Annotated in this window: 15 protein-coding genes and 1 tRNA gene; 8 read left to right on the forward strand and 8 right to left on the reverse strand. The window is 43.1% G+C overall.

All coding sequences use genetic code 11. From position 1 onward, the window contains the following. Positions 1-8 precede the first annotated feature (8 nt). Positions 9-1181: a DNA cytosine methyltransferase gene (locus VB732_RS06915; protein WP_323230090.1), complete on the reverse strand. Its 1173-nt coding sequence runs from the start codon at positions 1179-1181 to the stop codon at positions 9-11. A gap of 309 nt (positions 1182-1490) precedes the next feature. Between VB732_RS06915 and VB732_RS06920 the strand changes: the two genes are divergently transcribed. Next, the gene (locus VB732_RS06920) at positions 1491-2927 is read left to right on the forward strand and encodes a phosphoglucomutase/phosphomannomutase family protein (RefSeq protein ID WP_323230091.1); all 1437 of its coding nucleotides are present in this window, start codon (positions 1491-1493) and stop codon (positions 2925-2927) included. An 87-nt stretch (positions 2928-3014) separates the two neighbouring features. Beyond that, the gene (rdgB, locus tag VB732_RS06925; RefSeq protein WP_323230092.1) at positions 3015-3593 is read left to right on the forward strand and encodes an RdgB/HAM1 family non-canonical purine NTP pyrophosphatase; all 579 of its coding nucleotides are present in this window, start codon (positions 3015-3017) and stop codon (positions 3591-3593) included. 105 nt (positions 3594-3698) lie between these two features. Here rdgB and VB732_RS06930 read toward each other — a convergent pair whose 3' ends face one another. The 7 genes from VB732_RS06930 to VB732_RS06960 all read right to left on the reverse strand — a co-directional run bounded on the left by VB732_RS06930 (position 3699) and on the right by VB732_RS06960 (position 8374). After that, positions 3699-4037 carry a P-II family nitrogen regulator gene (locus tag VB732_RS06930; protein WP_012410794.1) on the reverse strand — a complete coding sequence of 113 codons (339 nt, stop codon included), beginning with the start codon at positions 4035-4037 and terminating at the stop codon, positions 3699-3701. Positions 4038-4393: 356 nt separating this feature from the next. Further along, positions 4394-5002 (reverse strand): hypothetical protein, encoded by a 609-nt coding sequence (locus VB732_RS06935; protein WP_323230093.1) that lies wholly within the window; start codon positions 5000-5002, stop codon positions 4394-4396. A gap of 195 nt (positions 5003-5197) precedes the next feature. Continuing rightward, positions 5198-6046 carry a bifunctional hydroxymethylpyrimidine kinase/phosphomethylpyrimidine kinase gene (thiD, locus tag VB732_RS06940; RefSeq protein ID WP_323230094.1) on the reverse strand — a complete coding sequence of 283 codons (849 nt, stop codon included), beginning with the start codon at positions 6044-6046 and terminating at the stop codon, positions 5198-5200. A gap of 325 nt (positions 6047-6371) precedes the next feature. Beyond that, positions 6372-6443, reverse strand: a tRNA-Asn gene (locus VB732_RS06945). A 144-nt stretch (positions 6444-6587) separates the two neighbouring features. After that, positions 6588-7139 (reverse strand): NYN domain-containing protein, encoded by a 552-nt coding sequence (locus VB732_RS06950; RefSeq protein WP_323230095.1) that lies wholly within the window; start codon positions 7137-7139, stop codon positions 6588-6590. A 271-nt stretch (positions 7140-7410) separates the two neighbouring features. Beyond that, a complete protein-coding gene (locus VB732_RS06955) occupies positions 7411-8088 on the reverse strand; it encodes an ABC transporter ATP-binding protein (protein WP_174713081.1) in 678 nt (225 codons plus the stop codon). A gap of 13 nt (positions 8089-8101) precedes the next feature. Then, positions 8102-8374, reverse strand: coding sequence for a hypothetical protein (locus VB732_RS06960; RefSeq protein ID WP_012410874.1), 273 nt, complete (start codon positions 8372-8374; stop codon positions 8102-8104). A 346-nt stretch (positions 8375-8720) separates the two neighbouring features. On the opposite strand from VB732_RS06960, the gene psbD reads away from it, so the two are divergent. From psbD to VB732_RS06990, 6 genes are all read left to right on the forward strand, one after another. After that, positions 8721-9776 (forward strand): photosystem II D2 protein (photosystem q(a) protein), encoded by a 1056-nt coding sequence (gene psbD / locus VB732_RS06965; protein ID WP_179066789.1) that lies wholly within the window; start codon positions 8721-8723, stop codon positions 9774-9776. Between the two features lie 761 nt (positions 9777-10537). Next, positions 10538-10819 (forward strand): 4a-hydroxytetrahydrobiopterin dehydratase, encoded by a 282-nt coding sequence (locus tag VB732_RS06970; protein WP_323230096.1) that lies wholly within the window; start codon positions 10538-10540, stop codon positions 10817-10819. A 638-nt stretch (positions 10820-11457) separates the two neighbouring features. Beyond that, entirely contained in the window at positions 11458-13191 is a 1734-nt protein-coding gene (locus VB732_RS06975) for an iron uptake porin (protein ID WP_323230097.1), read from the forward strand. A gap of 305 nt (positions 13192-13496) precedes the next feature. Beyond that, positions 13497-14459 (forward strand): cysteine synthase A, encoded by a 963-nt coding sequence (cysK, locus tag VB732_RS06980; RefSeq protein ID WP_323230098.1) that lies wholly within the window; start codon positions 13497-13499, stop codon positions 14457-14459. Positions 14460-14474: 15 nt separating this feature from the next. Then, entirely contained in the window at positions 14475-15176 is a 702-nt protein-coding gene (locus VB732_RS06985) for a J domain-containing protein (protein ID WP_323230099.1), read from the forward strand. Positions 15177-15305: 129 nt separating this feature from the next. Further along, positions 15306-16178, forward strand: coding sequence for a 6-carboxytetrahydropterin synthase (locus VB732_RS06990; protein WP_323230100.1), 873 nt, complete (start codon positions 15306-15308; stop codon positions 16176-16178). Positions 16179-16316: the final 138 nt, after the last annotated feature.

The following is a 16316-nucleotide window of genomic DNA, read 5'->3' on the forward strand; positions in this document are numbered from 1 at the left end:
CTGTGAATTTAGTGATTAAATAGTGAAAGCTGTTCAAAGACTGGTATCCCTTTAGGTTTTTCCTGTCTAATTAGACTATGTAAATAGTCACCAATAGCTTGAGCTAAGAGTACAGGTACAGCATTACCTATCTGTCTGTATTTAGAGGCTGTCGAACCATAGAAAATCCACGAATCTGGAAAGGTTTGAATCCTGGCGCACTCTCGAACACTTAGAGGACGAAGTTCCTCTGGATGACACATATCTGTAGCCTTTTGGTAAGGACTTGTAGTAACAGTAGGAGACGGCTTATCCCAACATAACCTTCTGTAAAACCCTACTTTCCCGCCTCCAGATTTGTAAGCGCCTCCCATTGCTTCTTTTATCAAGTCATTAGGTAAATCTCTCCAGTTTTGACCACTTTTTAAAAGCTTTAAATATTGAAGACGGTTTTTTGAGTAAGAAGTATACTCTGGTTGTGGATCCTTTAAGTTGATCAGAGCATCTTTAAGAGTGCGCCATTGAGGTAATAAAGAGCCATCTTTACTATGAGTAGGCAAAGGGAATGTAGCCGATTCACCATCTCTTGAGCCAATAAAGATTACTCGCGCTCTGTTTTGCGGAACACCGTAATCTGCTGCTTCCATTACTTTATAAATAACTTGATAACCAAGGCGCTTCATTTCTTCTAGAACAATCTCAAGAGCGCTCCCTTGCATTTCATCTAGTTCCAGAGGAGCATAACCCGTTCCTCGTTCCAGATGAGGTCTATGACGAATAGGAGCCGAGAGTAAACCTTTAACATTCTCCATGACAAAAAAGCGTGGCTGCAATTGTTCAACAATACGTATAAAGTCCATAAACAAGCTGCCACGAGGATCCATAACTGAACCACGTTTTCCTGCTGTGCTGAAGGGTTGACAAGGGGGGCCACCAGTTACTAAATCTACTTCTCCAATACGTAGAGGTCTATCAAGGTTAATAACATATCCCCCTTCCTCCAAAAGATTTTGAGCAGTGATTTTCTGTATATCTCTTGCTACGGCACTATTTAGGTGAGGTCGGTTGAAAGCTATAGTCTTCGCAGCATCAGGATCTTTTTCAACAACACTTACTATCTGAAAACCTGCCTGTTCTATCCCAATATCTAGTCCACCTGCTCCTGTAAATAAACTGATTGATATTGCCCGATTGTCTATCACTGCTTTTATCCTTACAGCCTTAATCAAATATACGATTTGCTGGAACCCTCAAGTCTGCTTCATGCTAACGATAAATACCTGCAATTCTAATAGTGTAAGCCTTTTGAAACAGTATGTTACAAAGGCGCTATTCTCTTTTAAATGTGGCAGGGGTAGACGGGCTTATCGTTAGACATTGCATTTGTACAATGCACAAATTTGCTCACTTTTGTATTGAATATCATTAGTACATATTTTTACTAGATTCTTTTTTTACTCTGCACACTGTATAAATGCTAGAATCCTCAAGTAGACAGTTAGGATACTTAGATGCCAGTTGTAGCTAACTCAATCAAGTTTGGTACAGACGGCTGGCGGGGCATTATTGGTGACGAGTTCACCTTTGAACGCCTAGCCCTGGTCGCGCCAGTTGCCGCAAAAGTATTATATAATACATATTTTTCTACAGTGGGTAGCCGGACAATAATTGTCGGTTACGATCGCCGATTCATGGCTGAAGATTTTGCTCGTGCTGTCGCCGATACTGTCTCTGCTGTCGGTTTTGACGTGCTACTGAGCGAAACCTTTGCTCCAACCCCAGCTTATAGTTGGGCTGCAAAAGAACTCAATGCTTTAGGGGCATTGGTAATTACAGCTAGCCATAATCCAGGTACATATTTAGGTTTAAAAGTCAAGGGTTGTTTTGGTGGATCAGTACCGCCAGAAGTGACAAAAGAGATCGAAGCACAGTTGTCGGTGGGAGTACCATTAGCAGCTACCCCAGGTAAGCAAGAGAAATTCGATCCTTGGCCCAGTTATACTCAAGCGCTAGAAGGTAAAGTTGATATCGCCAAACTTCGAGAAGCGATCGCATCTGGCAAACTAACGTTATTTGCTGATGTCATGCATGGTGCTGCTGCTGGCGGATTGGCGAGACTACTAGGCAATCAGGTTAAAGAAATCAACTCAGAACGTGACCCCCTATTTGGTGGCGGTGCGCCGGAACCCTTACCCAAATACCTTTCAAAGCTATTTGGAGTCATCAAAGCTCACCGAGAAACCGATAAATCAGGTTTAACGGTGGGGTTGGTATTTGATGGAGACTGCGATCGCATTGCAGCAGTAGATGGAGAAGCAAATTTCCTAAGCTCTCAAGTATTAATACCGATATTAATCGACCACTTAACCCTACGGCGCGGCTTTACTGGGGAAATAGTCAAAACCGTTAGTGGTTCTGACTTAATGCCCCTTGTAGCAGCATTACATAACTTGTCAGTCTTTGAGACAGCAGTTGGTTATAAATACATCGCTGACAGAATGTTGGTAGCAAAAGTGTTGTTGGGTGGCGAAGAGTCGGGAGGAATCGGCTATGGTAGCCATATTCCCGAACGCGATGCGCTGCTGTCAGCATTGTATGTGCTAGAGGCGATCGTAGACTCTGGTTTGGATTTAGGTGAGTATAATCGCTACTTGCAAAAACAAACAGGCTTTACCTCAGCTTATGATCGCATTGATTTACCCTTAGCAAGTATGGAAGTGCGATCGCGTCTTTTGCAACAACTGCAAACCGAACCCTTAACGGAAATTGCAGGTAAAGCAGTGATTGATTGCCAAACAATTGACGGCTACAAATATCGCCTCGCGGATAAAAGCTGGTTAATGATTCGGTTTAGCGGTACTGAGCCAGTTTTACGCCTCTACTGCGAAGCCTCAACAATTGAGCAAGTGCATCAAACTCTTGCTTGGGCAAAACAGTGGGCGGGGTAAAATTCATTATTAGTCATTAGTCATTTGTCCTTTGTCCTTGGTAAATGACCAATGACTAATATACCAATGACCAATGACTAATCACAAATGACTAAATTACTTGTAGTAGCTACAGGAAATCCAGGTAAGTTGCGGGAAATGCAAGCTTACTTGGAAAATTCTGGTTGGGAATTAACCCTCAAACCGGAAGAATTGGAAATTGAAGAGACGGGCGAAACTTTTGCCGCTAACGCTTGTTTGAAAGCATCACAAATTGCTAAAGCTACAGGAAACTGGGCAATTGCGGATGATTCGGGCTTGCAGGTAGATGCTCTCAATGGCGCACCAGGGGTATATTCTGCACGTTACGCCAAAACTGACTCAGAACGCATTGCTAGGCTATTGAAAGAATTAGGCAACGAAGCCAATCGGCAAGCGCAGTTTGTTTGTGTAGTAGCGATCGCTCGTCCTGATGGTGCGATCGCATTACAATCTGAAGGTATCTGTCCTGGTGAAATTCTTCACGCACCTCGTGGTAATGGTGGTTTCGGGTACGACCCAATTTTTTATGTCCAAGAATTGCAATTGACCTTTGCTGAGATGACACGGGAATTAAAGGGGTCAATAAGTCATCGAGGCAAGGCTTTTAAAGCTTTACTTCCGCAACTAGAGAGAGTTAAGAGCTAGGAGTAGAGACGCGATCAATCGCGTCTGTTAGGATTTATGAATTCTGTTAAATCTTCATTCATTTAGTCCTGACTCACAACTCATAACTCTTAACTCATAACTTTTTTAAACCGCTTCTGTGTTCTTTTCGCCGGTACGAATCCGAATCACTTGCTCAACAGGCGAGATGAAAATTTTACCATCGCCAATTTCACCAGTGCGAGCAGCAGCAATAATTTTGTCTACCACCATATCAACTTGATTATCGTCAACAACGATTTCCACTTTGAGTTTTTGCAGAAACTCGACAGTGTACTCAGAACCTCGATACCGTTCAGTTTGTCCTTTCTGCCGTCCGAACCCTCGAACCTCAGAAACGGTCATACCGACAATACCAGCGTTAACCAAAGCAATTTTTACCTCATCTAATTTAAATGGACGGATAATAGCTTCTACTTTTTTCATCTTCTTGACTCCTGACTTCTACTAGCTTCGTTTATATATCTAACCAGATCCTTTGTCTGAAGCTGTAACTACCAGTGCTTTTCCTAAAAGATATGTAATAATTACCACTTTTTTAAGGTGTAGATTCTTTGCCTGATGTTGAGACATGAGAACCAGCAAGGATTTATTCATTAGATAATCTTTGAATTCTAATATAAAAAATTTGCTGGCAAGCTAGGATTTTATGTAGTTTTTATAACCTAAAAACAGATAAATTCCACTATGTAGCAGATATCTTTAGATATTTAGATAGTGTTTGCATAGAAATATACTTGGTAGCCCAATACCCTGCTGCTGCCGACTGTGGGAGTGTCAAACTAACGCTTCTGATGTTCAAACAAGGGACGCACAACGAAATATCCAGCGCTAAAGGCAGTAAGCATGATTAACAAGATAGTGATAATTAACCACCAGCCATTGATTCCTTTGGCATCTGGCTCAGTAGTGGAATAATAACTTACTTGTTGCTCTTCTATAAAAACTGGTTGTTGTATCGGGAAATTCATTTCCATTGCAGGTGAAGAAAAGTTTTGGCGGTGGCTTTTTGCGGGTGGGGCTTTGGGGGCAACAGGTGGATGCGGATGAGCAACCTGCTGACGTGGAGGTACTTGAGTTGCTGGCTGGTTGGCAGCGCTTTTCACGCCGCTAGAAGCTTGAGCAGTTTGGTGATAATTAGGTGTAGCATGGGAATCCGCAAAATTTTGCAAATGAGAAAAAGACTCAACAACTTTGACAATTTCTTGGCGTAATAGTTGGTTTTCTTGTGCTAGTTGCTGATTCTGGGTAGTGAGTGCATTTAGCCTCGCCTGTGCTGCTTGCAACTCTGTTGACAATTCCCTATACACAGATAGTGGTACAGAGGGAGGGTAGGCTTGAGTAGTCGGTGTCGGCGAATTCCTGTGAACAGAACCTATGGTTGTTCGCATTGGGGCTTGGTATTAAAAATCAAGGTAAGTAGGTCGTACAGAGATGCTAACAGAGATAGTCAGCCCTGAAACTATGCCCAAGAATAATAGAAAAATTCCGAAAGGGCAAAGATTTGTTATGAGGGATTGGGAATTGGGAATTGGGAATTGGGAATTGGGAATTGGGAATTGGGAATTGGGAATTGGGTAATCTTCCTAGTCCCCAGTCCCCAGCCCCAAGTTCCTAGTCCCCAGAATTGGGAAAAAGTGTCCTACAGGGCCTTGCCCTTTGCCAATATCTAGGGCGTAAGTAAGTGCAGTAGTCACATACTCCTTTGCCTGTTGCACTGCTGTCCACAAGTCATTTCCCTTGGCCAGATTAGCAGCGATCGCAGCCGATAGTGTACAACCAGTACCGTGAGTATTTTTTGTCTCTACTTGTTTTATAGTCAAAACTTCCAACTTGTCTCCATCAAAGCAGATATCAACGCCACGCAAATTTCCCTGCATACCACCGCCCTTGACTAAAACAGCTTTAGTCCGTAAAGTCTTGTGAATAATTTCAGCAGCAGCTTGCATATCCTCCAAGGAATTAATTTGTAAACCGCTTAAAATCTGAGCTTCGTAGCGATTTGGCGTAATGATAACTGCCTTGGGAATTAGGGCATGGCATAAAGTCTTCACAGCATCATCATCTATCAATTGTGCCCCTGTACGTGACACCATTACTGGATCAACCACTAGATTCTCAATTTGTAAAGCTTCTACCTGCTGGGCAACAGCAAAAATAATTTCCTGATTGAGCAACATACCGGTTTTGGCAGCTTGTACGCCAATATCCTCAACAACTGCCTGAATTTGCGCCACGACAGCCTCTGTTGCCATAGCATCGACTCTTTTCACTCCTAGAGTATTTTGTGCCGTGACGCAGGTTATAGCGCTAGTACCGTGGACACAATGAAAGGCAAAGGTACGTAAATCAGCTTGAATTCCTGCACCGCCACCACTATCTGAGCCAGCAATAGTTAAAGCAACAGGTATTCTAGGGTTTATTTCAGTGTTCATATTATTGAATATTAAGTAAACTACCTATACTGAACATTACGGTATAGTGTAGGCTTCCCAATTCAACGGAGACTGCCTCAATCGTCATAGATTTTTTACGTGCTGACGACTTTGGTCTTAACGTCCCTTCCAAAAGCAGAAGCGCTAGTTACTAACGCCAAAATTCGCAATCCTTCATTTTATCAAGCGCTGTGAAAGCCAGCTTCAAGGCTGGATGCCGCCCTTTTTCCTGCGCCCTCTTGACAAAAGTGCAATTCTATTAAGCTCTTACCAATAAGAAAGCATAGATTATCCTTCGATAATCTATGCTTCCAAAATTTTTAAACTCCCCAGGCCGGATTCGAACCAGCGACCAATCGATTAACAGTCGATCGCTCTACCACTGAGCTACTGAGGACCACTCACAATTTATAATCTTACGGCTAAAAACTCTATTTGGCAAGTACTTTCGCCAATATTTTTTTAGAAACTTAATTTAGAGAATTTTTGCAGCCAAAATCGATTCAGGAACTTAAGCAGAGACTCTGTAAATATTAGATATCTACTGTAATCCCATTCGTAATTCAGCCAGACGTTGCCGCGCCTTAGCATCAATGGCATTAGCTAAAAACCTACTCTTAGATTGTTTGCGCGTATTATACTTTTGTCGCATCCGGCAAACGGTAGCTTCTACTTCTCCACAGAGTTGTTGTGCCGACAACCATTCAGCTCCATACCCCTGTATCATCAACTGCTGTGCCCGATCTGATGTAGCAACAATCACACGAGAAATCAGAGATTGGGCTATTTGATGACGAAAAGAAGCACAGGATTTTTCAATATAGGTATCTGCTGTTTGCCCAAAATCAGTGTAATAAACTGATAAAAGCTCAGTAATTATTTCTTTATTGCTAGAAGAATTCTGATATTGGGCATCAAAAACGATCTGAGTTGAATAACCTTGAAACGCACTATAACCAGTCATAGCTTCTACAAGTTCGCCCCGTGCAGCCTCTAATCCAACGCTATCACGCGTTTTTTTAAGGCAAGGCCAAGCACCTATGATATTGTAGCCGTCCACCAACAAAACGGCTTGGAGTAAGGAACGGGGCATGGTTTTTAATCACAATTTTCTAGAGTTAACAAAATTCATTCATAAGTTTTATAATAATTGATGCATAGTCTGTAACACTATGCTACACAGAATAAAAAATACGGCAGCCTCACAAAACTCAGACCTCAGATAGACACACCAACTTAAAACGCGCCTTTTAAATAAAGGCGCGTTACAGTTCTTTTTTAGTAGTATTCAGGAGTGCTAAGTACAATTGATTGTACTTATTCACTCATTACTCAGCACTCATTACTCAGCACTCAGCACTCAATTAAGAGGCTTCACTGTGTACCTCCATCAGACGTTGTTTGAGGCGTTGAGCTTCACCTCTATCTACCAGAGAGCCTTTTTCTAGCAAAAAAGCGCCGTCACAGTAATTTAACTCGTCTAATCGATGTGTTACCCACAAGGCTGTTATCCCTCTGCTTTTGACAAGGCGACGGACACTAGCAACTAAATCCAACTGGCTATCTGGATCTAGTAAGGCAGTGGGTTCATCTAATAATAAGACCTCACAGCGACGAGCGATCGCACCTGCGATCGCCACTCGTTGTTTCTGTCCCCCAGAGAGTGCATAGATAGGCCGTCGTTGCAGGGTAAGCAAATTCACCGCCCCTAACGCCTCCTCAACCCTTGCTCTAGTAGCAGCAGGTGGCAACTTTTCTTCCACCAATCCAAAAGCCACATCAGCACCAACCGTTGGCATCACCAGTTGATGATCCGGATTTTGGAAGACAAAACCAACGGGGTGCAAAACCCGAATCTCGCCAGATTCAGGAGCCAATAACCCCGCCAGCAGTCTCAGTAAAGTAGATTTCCCACTGCCATTTGTACCCAAAAGCATCCAAAACTCACCCTTGGGTACTTCTAAAGAGCAAGATTTGATAACCTTCTCTCCATTAGGCCAACTGAAATTTAAATCTTTGACCTCAATGCCCACTTGAGCCATTTGTCAACCTTGGTTACTCAGCAGCTACAGCGAAAAAGCCAGGTGGTCTGCCGCCACCAGGGGTTGTACCATCTTTCTGAACAATCTGCACCCCAGAAATTTCACTAGCGCGGACAGCAATTTTTTTCTCTGTCTTGCCCTCGCACTTAAGTTCCACAATGTCAGGATTTCCAGAACGAATGGCTGCCAAAATTAGCTGATAGACAGCCTCAGCATCCTCTGCTGACTTACGTTGTACCGAGATAGGGAAAGCAGTGTTTCTGATGCTTAAATCGATGGTAAACATTTAGCAATAATCAAATTTAACTGTGGACTCATTTTAGCGTCAGCTGACTGATTCTAGGGAAATGGGAAAGAGGCAGAGGGGCGGGGGGCGGGCGGCACGGGGGAAAACTCTTCTATCTTGTTCCCTGCTCCCTTGCTTCTTCCCCACCTGATCTCGATCAAAAATAAATTTTTATTACAAAACCCCTAGAAAAATTAGCGATTTACACCTAATATGATTAAAGGTGTGTAAAAATTTGTAAACTAGGTTAATAACCCGGTTAACTTTCTGCTTATGGAAGGCTTTTATTTAGCCATCTATAATACAGATACAACCTGTACTTATAAACATTTGGAGATTTGCTCTAATGACCATCGCAGTTGGACGTGCGCCCAGTAGAGGGTGGTTTGACGTTCTAGACGACTGGCTCAAGCGCGATCGCTTCGTATTCGTAGGTTGGTCAGGGATACTACTATTTCCCTGCGCCTTCCTAGCACTAGGCGGTTGGCTGACCGGTACCACCTTCGTCACCTCTTGGTACACCCACGGGTTAGCCTCTTCCTACCTAGAAGGCGCTAACTTCCTAACAGTGGCAGTATCCACCCCCGCCGACAGCATGGGACACTCCCTATTGCTGTTGTGGGGGCCAGAAGCCCAAGGCAACCTCACCCGTTGGTTCCAATTGGGTGGATTGTGGCCATTTGTTGCCCTACACGGAGCCTTCGGTTTGATTGGCTTCATGTTGCGTCAATTTGAAATTGCGCGTCTAGTAGGTATCCGTCCTTATAACGCCCTCGCCTTCTCCGCTCCCATTGCAGTATTCGTCAGCGTATTTCTGATGTACCCCTTGGGACAATCAAGCTGGTTCTTTGCACCCAGCTTTGGCGTAGCGGCTATTTTCCGGTTCCTGCTATTCTTGCAAGGCTTCCACAACTGGACACTCAACCCCTTCCACATGATGGGTGTTGCTGGTGTATTGGGTGGTGCATTATTGTGCGCTATTCACGGAGCCACAGTCGAAAATACCTTGTTTGAAGACGGAGATGGAGCTAACACCTTCCGCGCCTTCAATCCAACCCAGTCTGAAGAAACCTATTCAATGGTGACAGCAAACCGTTTCTGGTCACAGATTTTCGGGATTGCTTTCTCAAACAAACGCTGGTTGCACTTCTTCATGTTGTTCGTGCCAGTCACAGGTTTATGGATGAGCGCCGTCGGCATCGTCGGTTTAGCACTCAACCTGCGGGCTTATGATTTCGTCTCCCAAGAATTACGGGCGGCGGAAGACCCTGAGTTTGAAACCTTCTATACCAAAAACATTTTGCTGAATGAGGGTATCCGCGCTTGGATGGCTCCTCAAGATCAACCACACGAACAATTTGTATTCCCTGAGGAAGTTCTACCTCGCGGTAACGCTCTCTAAGATTCAAAGTCGATTATGGCTTGAATCGGAGTTGTGGTTGCACAAAATTGACATCAGCCAAATTAGATAATCTCTTTGGCATAAGCTAACAAAGCGTCAATATTACCCATTCTCCAGTCATCTCCCACCAAAAGGCGGGAGATTTTTTTATATATAGTTAATATCTTTAAATTTATATGTTATGTTAGATGAAGGTTATAAACCCAGAGTAAATACTCTGCCCTTTTGAGACTAAGACCGCTTAGGCAACAAGGAGGTGATGCCCATGATAGAAAGTAGTAAATGCATGGGTCATCAGGTTGCAGTTAGCCGGCTGCGTGCCGGGGCTGTTCTCTAAAAGTTAGCCTTAGTTATCTTTGAGATACTAAGTTAGCTCAATTAGCTAGGCAAGCTCGGAGTTCCTTCCGGCAGTCTGGTTGCAACCTGAAGACCCGCTAGACCGCTTTGACTTAGATTATCTAATCTAAATCAGAGCGGATAGTTTTTTATAGGTAACTTTTTAAAACTTAGATAGTAGATAGCGATACTTGAGGCAGACAAAGCCAATCCGTTTAAGGTTTCTTAAAAATAAAAATATTTTGCATCAAAACCTTGGAGTATGACTAGATGTGAGGTAGAGTCACTACTGCTTACCAGGTTTGCTCTAAATACACACGCATTATGCATCAGTCTGTCTCTTCATACTTTAATAAATGGAAAATAAGAAGGGTTTGTTTTTGTTAAATGCAAAATGTAACTAAACTAAGTAGGAATTTTTTGACATGGCACAACTACTTACTGAAACGGGAATTCAAGAACAGGCAAAGCTTCTATCAGGTTGGACTGTCGAAGACACCAAGTTGCATATTACCCGTACATTCAAGGACTTTATCCAAGCAATTGAGTTTGTTAATAAGCTTGTAAAGCCTGCTGAGTCAGCAGGACATCATCCCGACATAGAAATTTCCTACAACAAAGTGAAGATTACACTCACAACACATGATGCAGGCGGACTAACCCAGGCAGACTTTGATGTAGCGCAGGCGATTTCCCAAATTAAATAAGTGATTTATTCTAGTAAGCACCAGACGACTGGAAGCAACCGCGACAAAAAAAAACCACCCTATCTTTACTCATAAGGGAAAACTAGCCCGGAAATTGATTGAGAGTAATGTTAAAGGTTTTTCTTTGGAGGGCGCGTGTTTTAAAAACCTTGACTACTGATTTTGTTTCTACTCCAACAATACCAAGCGAAGACCCTGCAAGAGGGCTTCGCTACATTTGTATAGCCGAGCAAATGTATCTTAATTAGTGTGCAATTTCTACTAAGCTTAGGCAAAAAGTAACTTTTGCTACACTTTTCTAAGTACCTAAGGCTTTCCCAACTAGGGAGCAAATGCTTTAAACCGTACCTCCTGCTTAGATATTTAGATAAACATGTGTGACAGTTATTAAGCCGATCGCTCCAATCTTGCCATCTAGATCAGATGTTTTATAATGTTATGATATAAAGATATGTTTTTGCATAAGTTAATCACATTAGTTTTTAACCCCAAATTAATCGTTTATTAGCCTTGCAAAAACTAGAATTGTAGTAGTAGCAATTATGCTTCGTCCATAGGTTTCAATGAGATGTCGCATTTTCGAAAATTAGGTGGAAAGAAACCAATTATCTAAATAAGGTGTGAGGAGTAAAGAAAAGATGTCTAATCTATTATGGAAATCCTTAGTGGTTAGCCCAGCAGTTTTGGGAGCAACATTGCTAGTTTCAACAACAGCAATTGCGGCTCCAAACAAAACCACAGAAGTAGCGCCAGCCGAAAAAGCAGGTTTAACTGAAGTTGTTCAACAGCCAGAAATATTGGCTCAAACAACCATAGATCAAGTTAATCGCTACAGCAACGAAGGCAACCAAAATAATTCTCAGTCTCAAGTAACCTCAGTTTCTCAGTTTTCCGATGTACAACCCACTGACTGGGCATTCCAAGCATTGCAGTCGTTGGTTGAGCGTTATGGTTGTATTGCAGGTTATCCCAATGCAACTTATCGCGGTAATCGGGCTTTGACTCGTTATGAATTCGCTGCTGGTTTGAACGCCTGTTTGGATCGCGTTAACGAGTTGATTGCTACAGCAACAGCTGACTTGGTGACAAAACAAGATTTAGCTACTCTACAGCGTTTACAAGAAGAATTTTCCGCAGAATTGGCAACTCTACGCGGTCGTGTAGATTCCCTAGAAGCGCGGACTGCTGAATTGGAAGCTAACCAGTTCTCTACTACGACAAAACTGGTCGGTGAAGCGATTTTTGCCGTCACTGATGTCTTTGGCGATAACACTGGCGACGCTAACAATACTGTCTTCCAAAACAGAGTCCGTTTAGACTTACAAACCAGCTTCACTGGTAGAGACGTTTTGCACACCCGTCTGGCAGCCGGTAATGCACAAGCATTTTCACTAATAGATAACGGTGGTGTTGGTATCACAAGTGCTGAAGGCACACAAACATTTCAAGTCGGTGGTGGTACTGGTAACAACAGTGTCAGCATAGATCGTTTGACATACGAAGCTCCCGTAGGCCCAGCCAATGTGTACTTAGCGGCTAGTGGCGGACGACACAGCCATTATGCAGCCGTCAACAATCCTTACTTTTTCGACAACACTGACGGCGGTAACGGTGCTTTATCTACCTTTGCTTCTGAAAGTCCCATCTATCGGATTGGTGGCGGTGCAGGTATAGCGCTCAATCTACCTCTTGGTCAAGGCGGCGGTATTTTAGGAAATAGTTCAATCACCGCAGGTTACTTGGCATCGGATGCTAATAACCCTGGTGTTGGTCAAGGTCTGACCAATGGCGACTATGCAGCTCTTGGACAGTTGAACTTTAGTGTTGGCAATCGCTTGGCTTTAGCTGCTACCTACGTCCATGCCTATAATGGCGCAGGTGGTAATTTATTCGACTCGGGTGTTGGATCAAACGTAAACAACACTTTTGCGGGAAATGTTGCAGTAGGTACTCAACAATCTAACGCTTTACTAAATTCAGGTTCCAGCAACTCCTACGGAGTGTCGGCCGCCTTTAGACCCAGCGACAAGCTGTCAGTTAGTGGCTTCGTCTCTTATCATGATGTCACAGGCTCTGGTATTGCTGATGATTATGAAGCTTGGTCATACGGTGCCGGGGTAGCTTTAGCTGACTTTGGTAAACAGGGTAATGTTTTAGGGATTTTTGCTGGCGCACAGCCCTATTCCTTTAACCGGGCAGGTTTTGCTCCTGGTAGTAATGATGTACCTTATCACTTTGAAGGCTTCTACAAGTACCGCGTATCGGATAACATCTCTGTTACCCCTGGCGTAATTTGGTTAACATCTCCTGGTCAGAACAGCGCTAACGACGATGCAATTATCGGTACACTCAGAACAACTTTCACCTTCTAGAGTATTGAATATTCACTGACCATTTTGAACTCTATTTCTCCCCGCCATCAGGCGGGGTTTTTGTTTTTAGTAGCAGTAATGGATACCCAGTTTGATATGTACTACATTTAGTCAAGAATCATTTGTTATTTGAACCTTAGCTGCACCTTATCCATTTTTTTGCAACGCGATACTCCTACGGAGTTGTTGCACGAATGCTATCGCTCAAACCTTTGTGGTACGGTAGTTTTACTATTTTAACTTCATCGATAATCTGTGATAGGGATTACAAATGACTCTTGAGTAAGTAACTGAGGACTATAATTATGCGAATTGCTCGTAACATTACAGAACTGGTTGGTCGTACACCCTTAGTTCAGTTGAACCGCATTCCTCAAACAGAAGGATGTGTTGCTGAAATTGTGGTAAAGCTGGAAAGTATGAACCCATCGGCATCAGTCAAAGACCGGATTGGGGTGAGTATGATTAACGCCGCCGAAGAGGAGGGGCTGATTACTCCTGGGAAAACAATATTGGTAGAACCCACTTCTGGAAACACAGGAATTGCCTTGGCAATGATAGCAGCAGCTAAGGGTTATCGATTAATTTTGACAATGCCAGAGACAATGAGTGGGGAGCGTCGGGCAATGTTGCGGGCGTATGGAGCAGAACTGGAACTAACGCCAGGTATGGAAGGCATGAGTGGGGCAATTAGGCGAGCGCAACAAATAGTTAATACTACCCCAAATACCTATATGTTGCAGCAGTTCCGCAATCCAGCCAATGCAAAAGTGCATCGGGAAACTACAGCCCTTGAAATCTGGGAAGATACCGATGGACAAGTAGATATAATCGTAGCTGGGGTGGGCACCGGTGGTACGATCACTGGTGTAGCAGAAGTAATTAAATCACGCAAACCTAGTTCTAAAGCGATCGCTGTTGAACCAGCCAATAGCCCAGTTTTATCTGGAGGACAGCCAGGGCCACACAAGATTCAAGGAATTGGCGCTGGGTTTATTCCCCAAGTTCTCAAGCTAAAATTGATAGATGAAGTGATTACCGTCACCGACGAAGAAGCGATCGCTTATAGTCGGCGCTTGGCAAAAGAAGAAGGGCTACTATCTGGCATTTCCAGTGGGGCCGCTTTATGTGCAGCAATTCGCGTTGCTCAACGTGAAGAAAACAAAGGGCGTTTAATTGTGATGATTCAGCCCAGTTTTGGTGAGAGGTATTTGAGTACACCGTTGTTCCAAGACCTGGAGACAAGGTTAGCCGCTAGCATCAGCTAACGATACATTGAATTAATGGTCAATTCTAAGCACGTTTCTAACCATTACGAAACTCTCAAAATTAGTCCAAATGCAAGCCAAGCGGAGATTAAGCAAGCTTATCGCCGCTTGGTTAAGTTGTTTCATCCTGACAGTCATCAGGATACAGCCGATCACGATCAGATTATTCGCATCAATGCAGCTTATGAGGTCTTAGGTGACAACCATAATCGCCGCAATTATGACCAACAACTGCAAGATGATTCTCAAAAATTAAATAGCGATCGCCAACAGCGTACAGCATCAGCGCAAAAACATTACCAGACAAAACGAAAAACCGGACGGGAGGCTGACGAGCAAGTTGAAGAATGGCTGCGTCGAGTTTATCAACCAGTCAATCATCTACTTTCTAGTATTCTCTATTCTCTAGAGGAGCAAATAGAGCAATTAGCTGCCGATCCTTTTGATGATGAATTGTTAGATGAATTTCAGGAATACTTACAAGCCTGTCGAGATGACCTCAAACAGGCACAAATTATTTTTCGATCTCTGCCAAATCCCTCTAGTTTAGCGGGGACTGCGGCTAACCTCTATTACAGCCTCAATCAAGTATCAGATGGACTTGATGAATTTGCTTATTTTCCTTTGAGCTACGATGAGCGATATTTACACACAGGTCAAGAATTATTCCGCATAGCTACGAGATTACACTGTGAAGCGCAAGCGTCTGTTATGTAGTTATTGGGCATTGGGCATTGGGTCAATTTTGCTTGATGACTAAAGAGCAACGACACAGAGGTTAGGAATTAGTTTATGCTGGAAACAGAAAAAGATTAAGAAATTTTAAATTCTGCTCATAGTGTACTCATGCAATGTATTGTTAATCGCCGCGCCCAGTTTTCAGCAAGTCATCGCTATTGGTTGTCAGAACTGAGTGAAGCCGAGAATATTGAAAAATTTGGTGCTGGTTCGAGATTTCCTGGACACGGACATAACTATGTCTTATTTATCTCCCTTGCTGGGGAATTAGATAAATATGGTATGGTGCTGAACTTGTCTGATGTCAAACACGTAATCAAACGGGAAGTTACCAGTCAATTGGATTTCTCTTATCTCAATGATGTGTGGGCAGAATTTCAACAAACTCTGCCCACCACAGAGAATATTGCACGAATTATCTGGCAACGACTAGCACCGCACTTGCCTTTAGTCCGTGTGCAGTTATTTGAACATCCTGAACTTTGGGCAGATTATATGGGAAACGCAATGGAAGCATACCTCACTATCAGTACTCACTTTAGCGCCGCTCATCGGCTAGCTCATCCTAATCTTAGTAACGAAGAAAATACTGAGATTTATGGTAAGTGCGCTCGTCCCCACGGTCACGGACACAACTATCATTTAGAAGTCACCGTTAAAGGGGAAATTGACCCACGCACCGGCATGATTGTCGATTTGGGTGGTTTGAATCAAGTGGTAGAAGATTATGTGGTCGAACCATTCGATCACACCTTTTTAAACAAAGACATTCCTTACTTTGCCGAAATTGTGCCCACTGCTGAGAATATTGCACTTTACATTAGTAATTTATTGCGATCGCCTATTCAAGAATTGGGAGCTAAACTTCACAAAGTGAAACTGATTGAAAGTCCCAATAATTCCTGCGAAATTTACTGCACGGAGTCAGAATCAGATTCAGTCAATGCAGACGTGAATCAGCCAGTATTAGCACGAGTTTAGCTAATTGTAAATTTAGGCATAGGACATTTTTAATAATTCGTAATTCGTAATAGAGCCTCCGGCACGCTACGCGAACGTAATTCGTAATTATTAAACTTGTAAAACTTATTTGATTCTGTCTGTGTCTTTGCGGTTTAA

It is taken from the genome of Nostoc sp. UHCC 0252, from assembly GCF_034931145.1.
In the GTDB taxonomy this organism is placed as follows: Bacteria; Cyanobacteriota; Cyanobacteriia; order Cyanobacteriales; family Nostocaceae; genus Nostoc.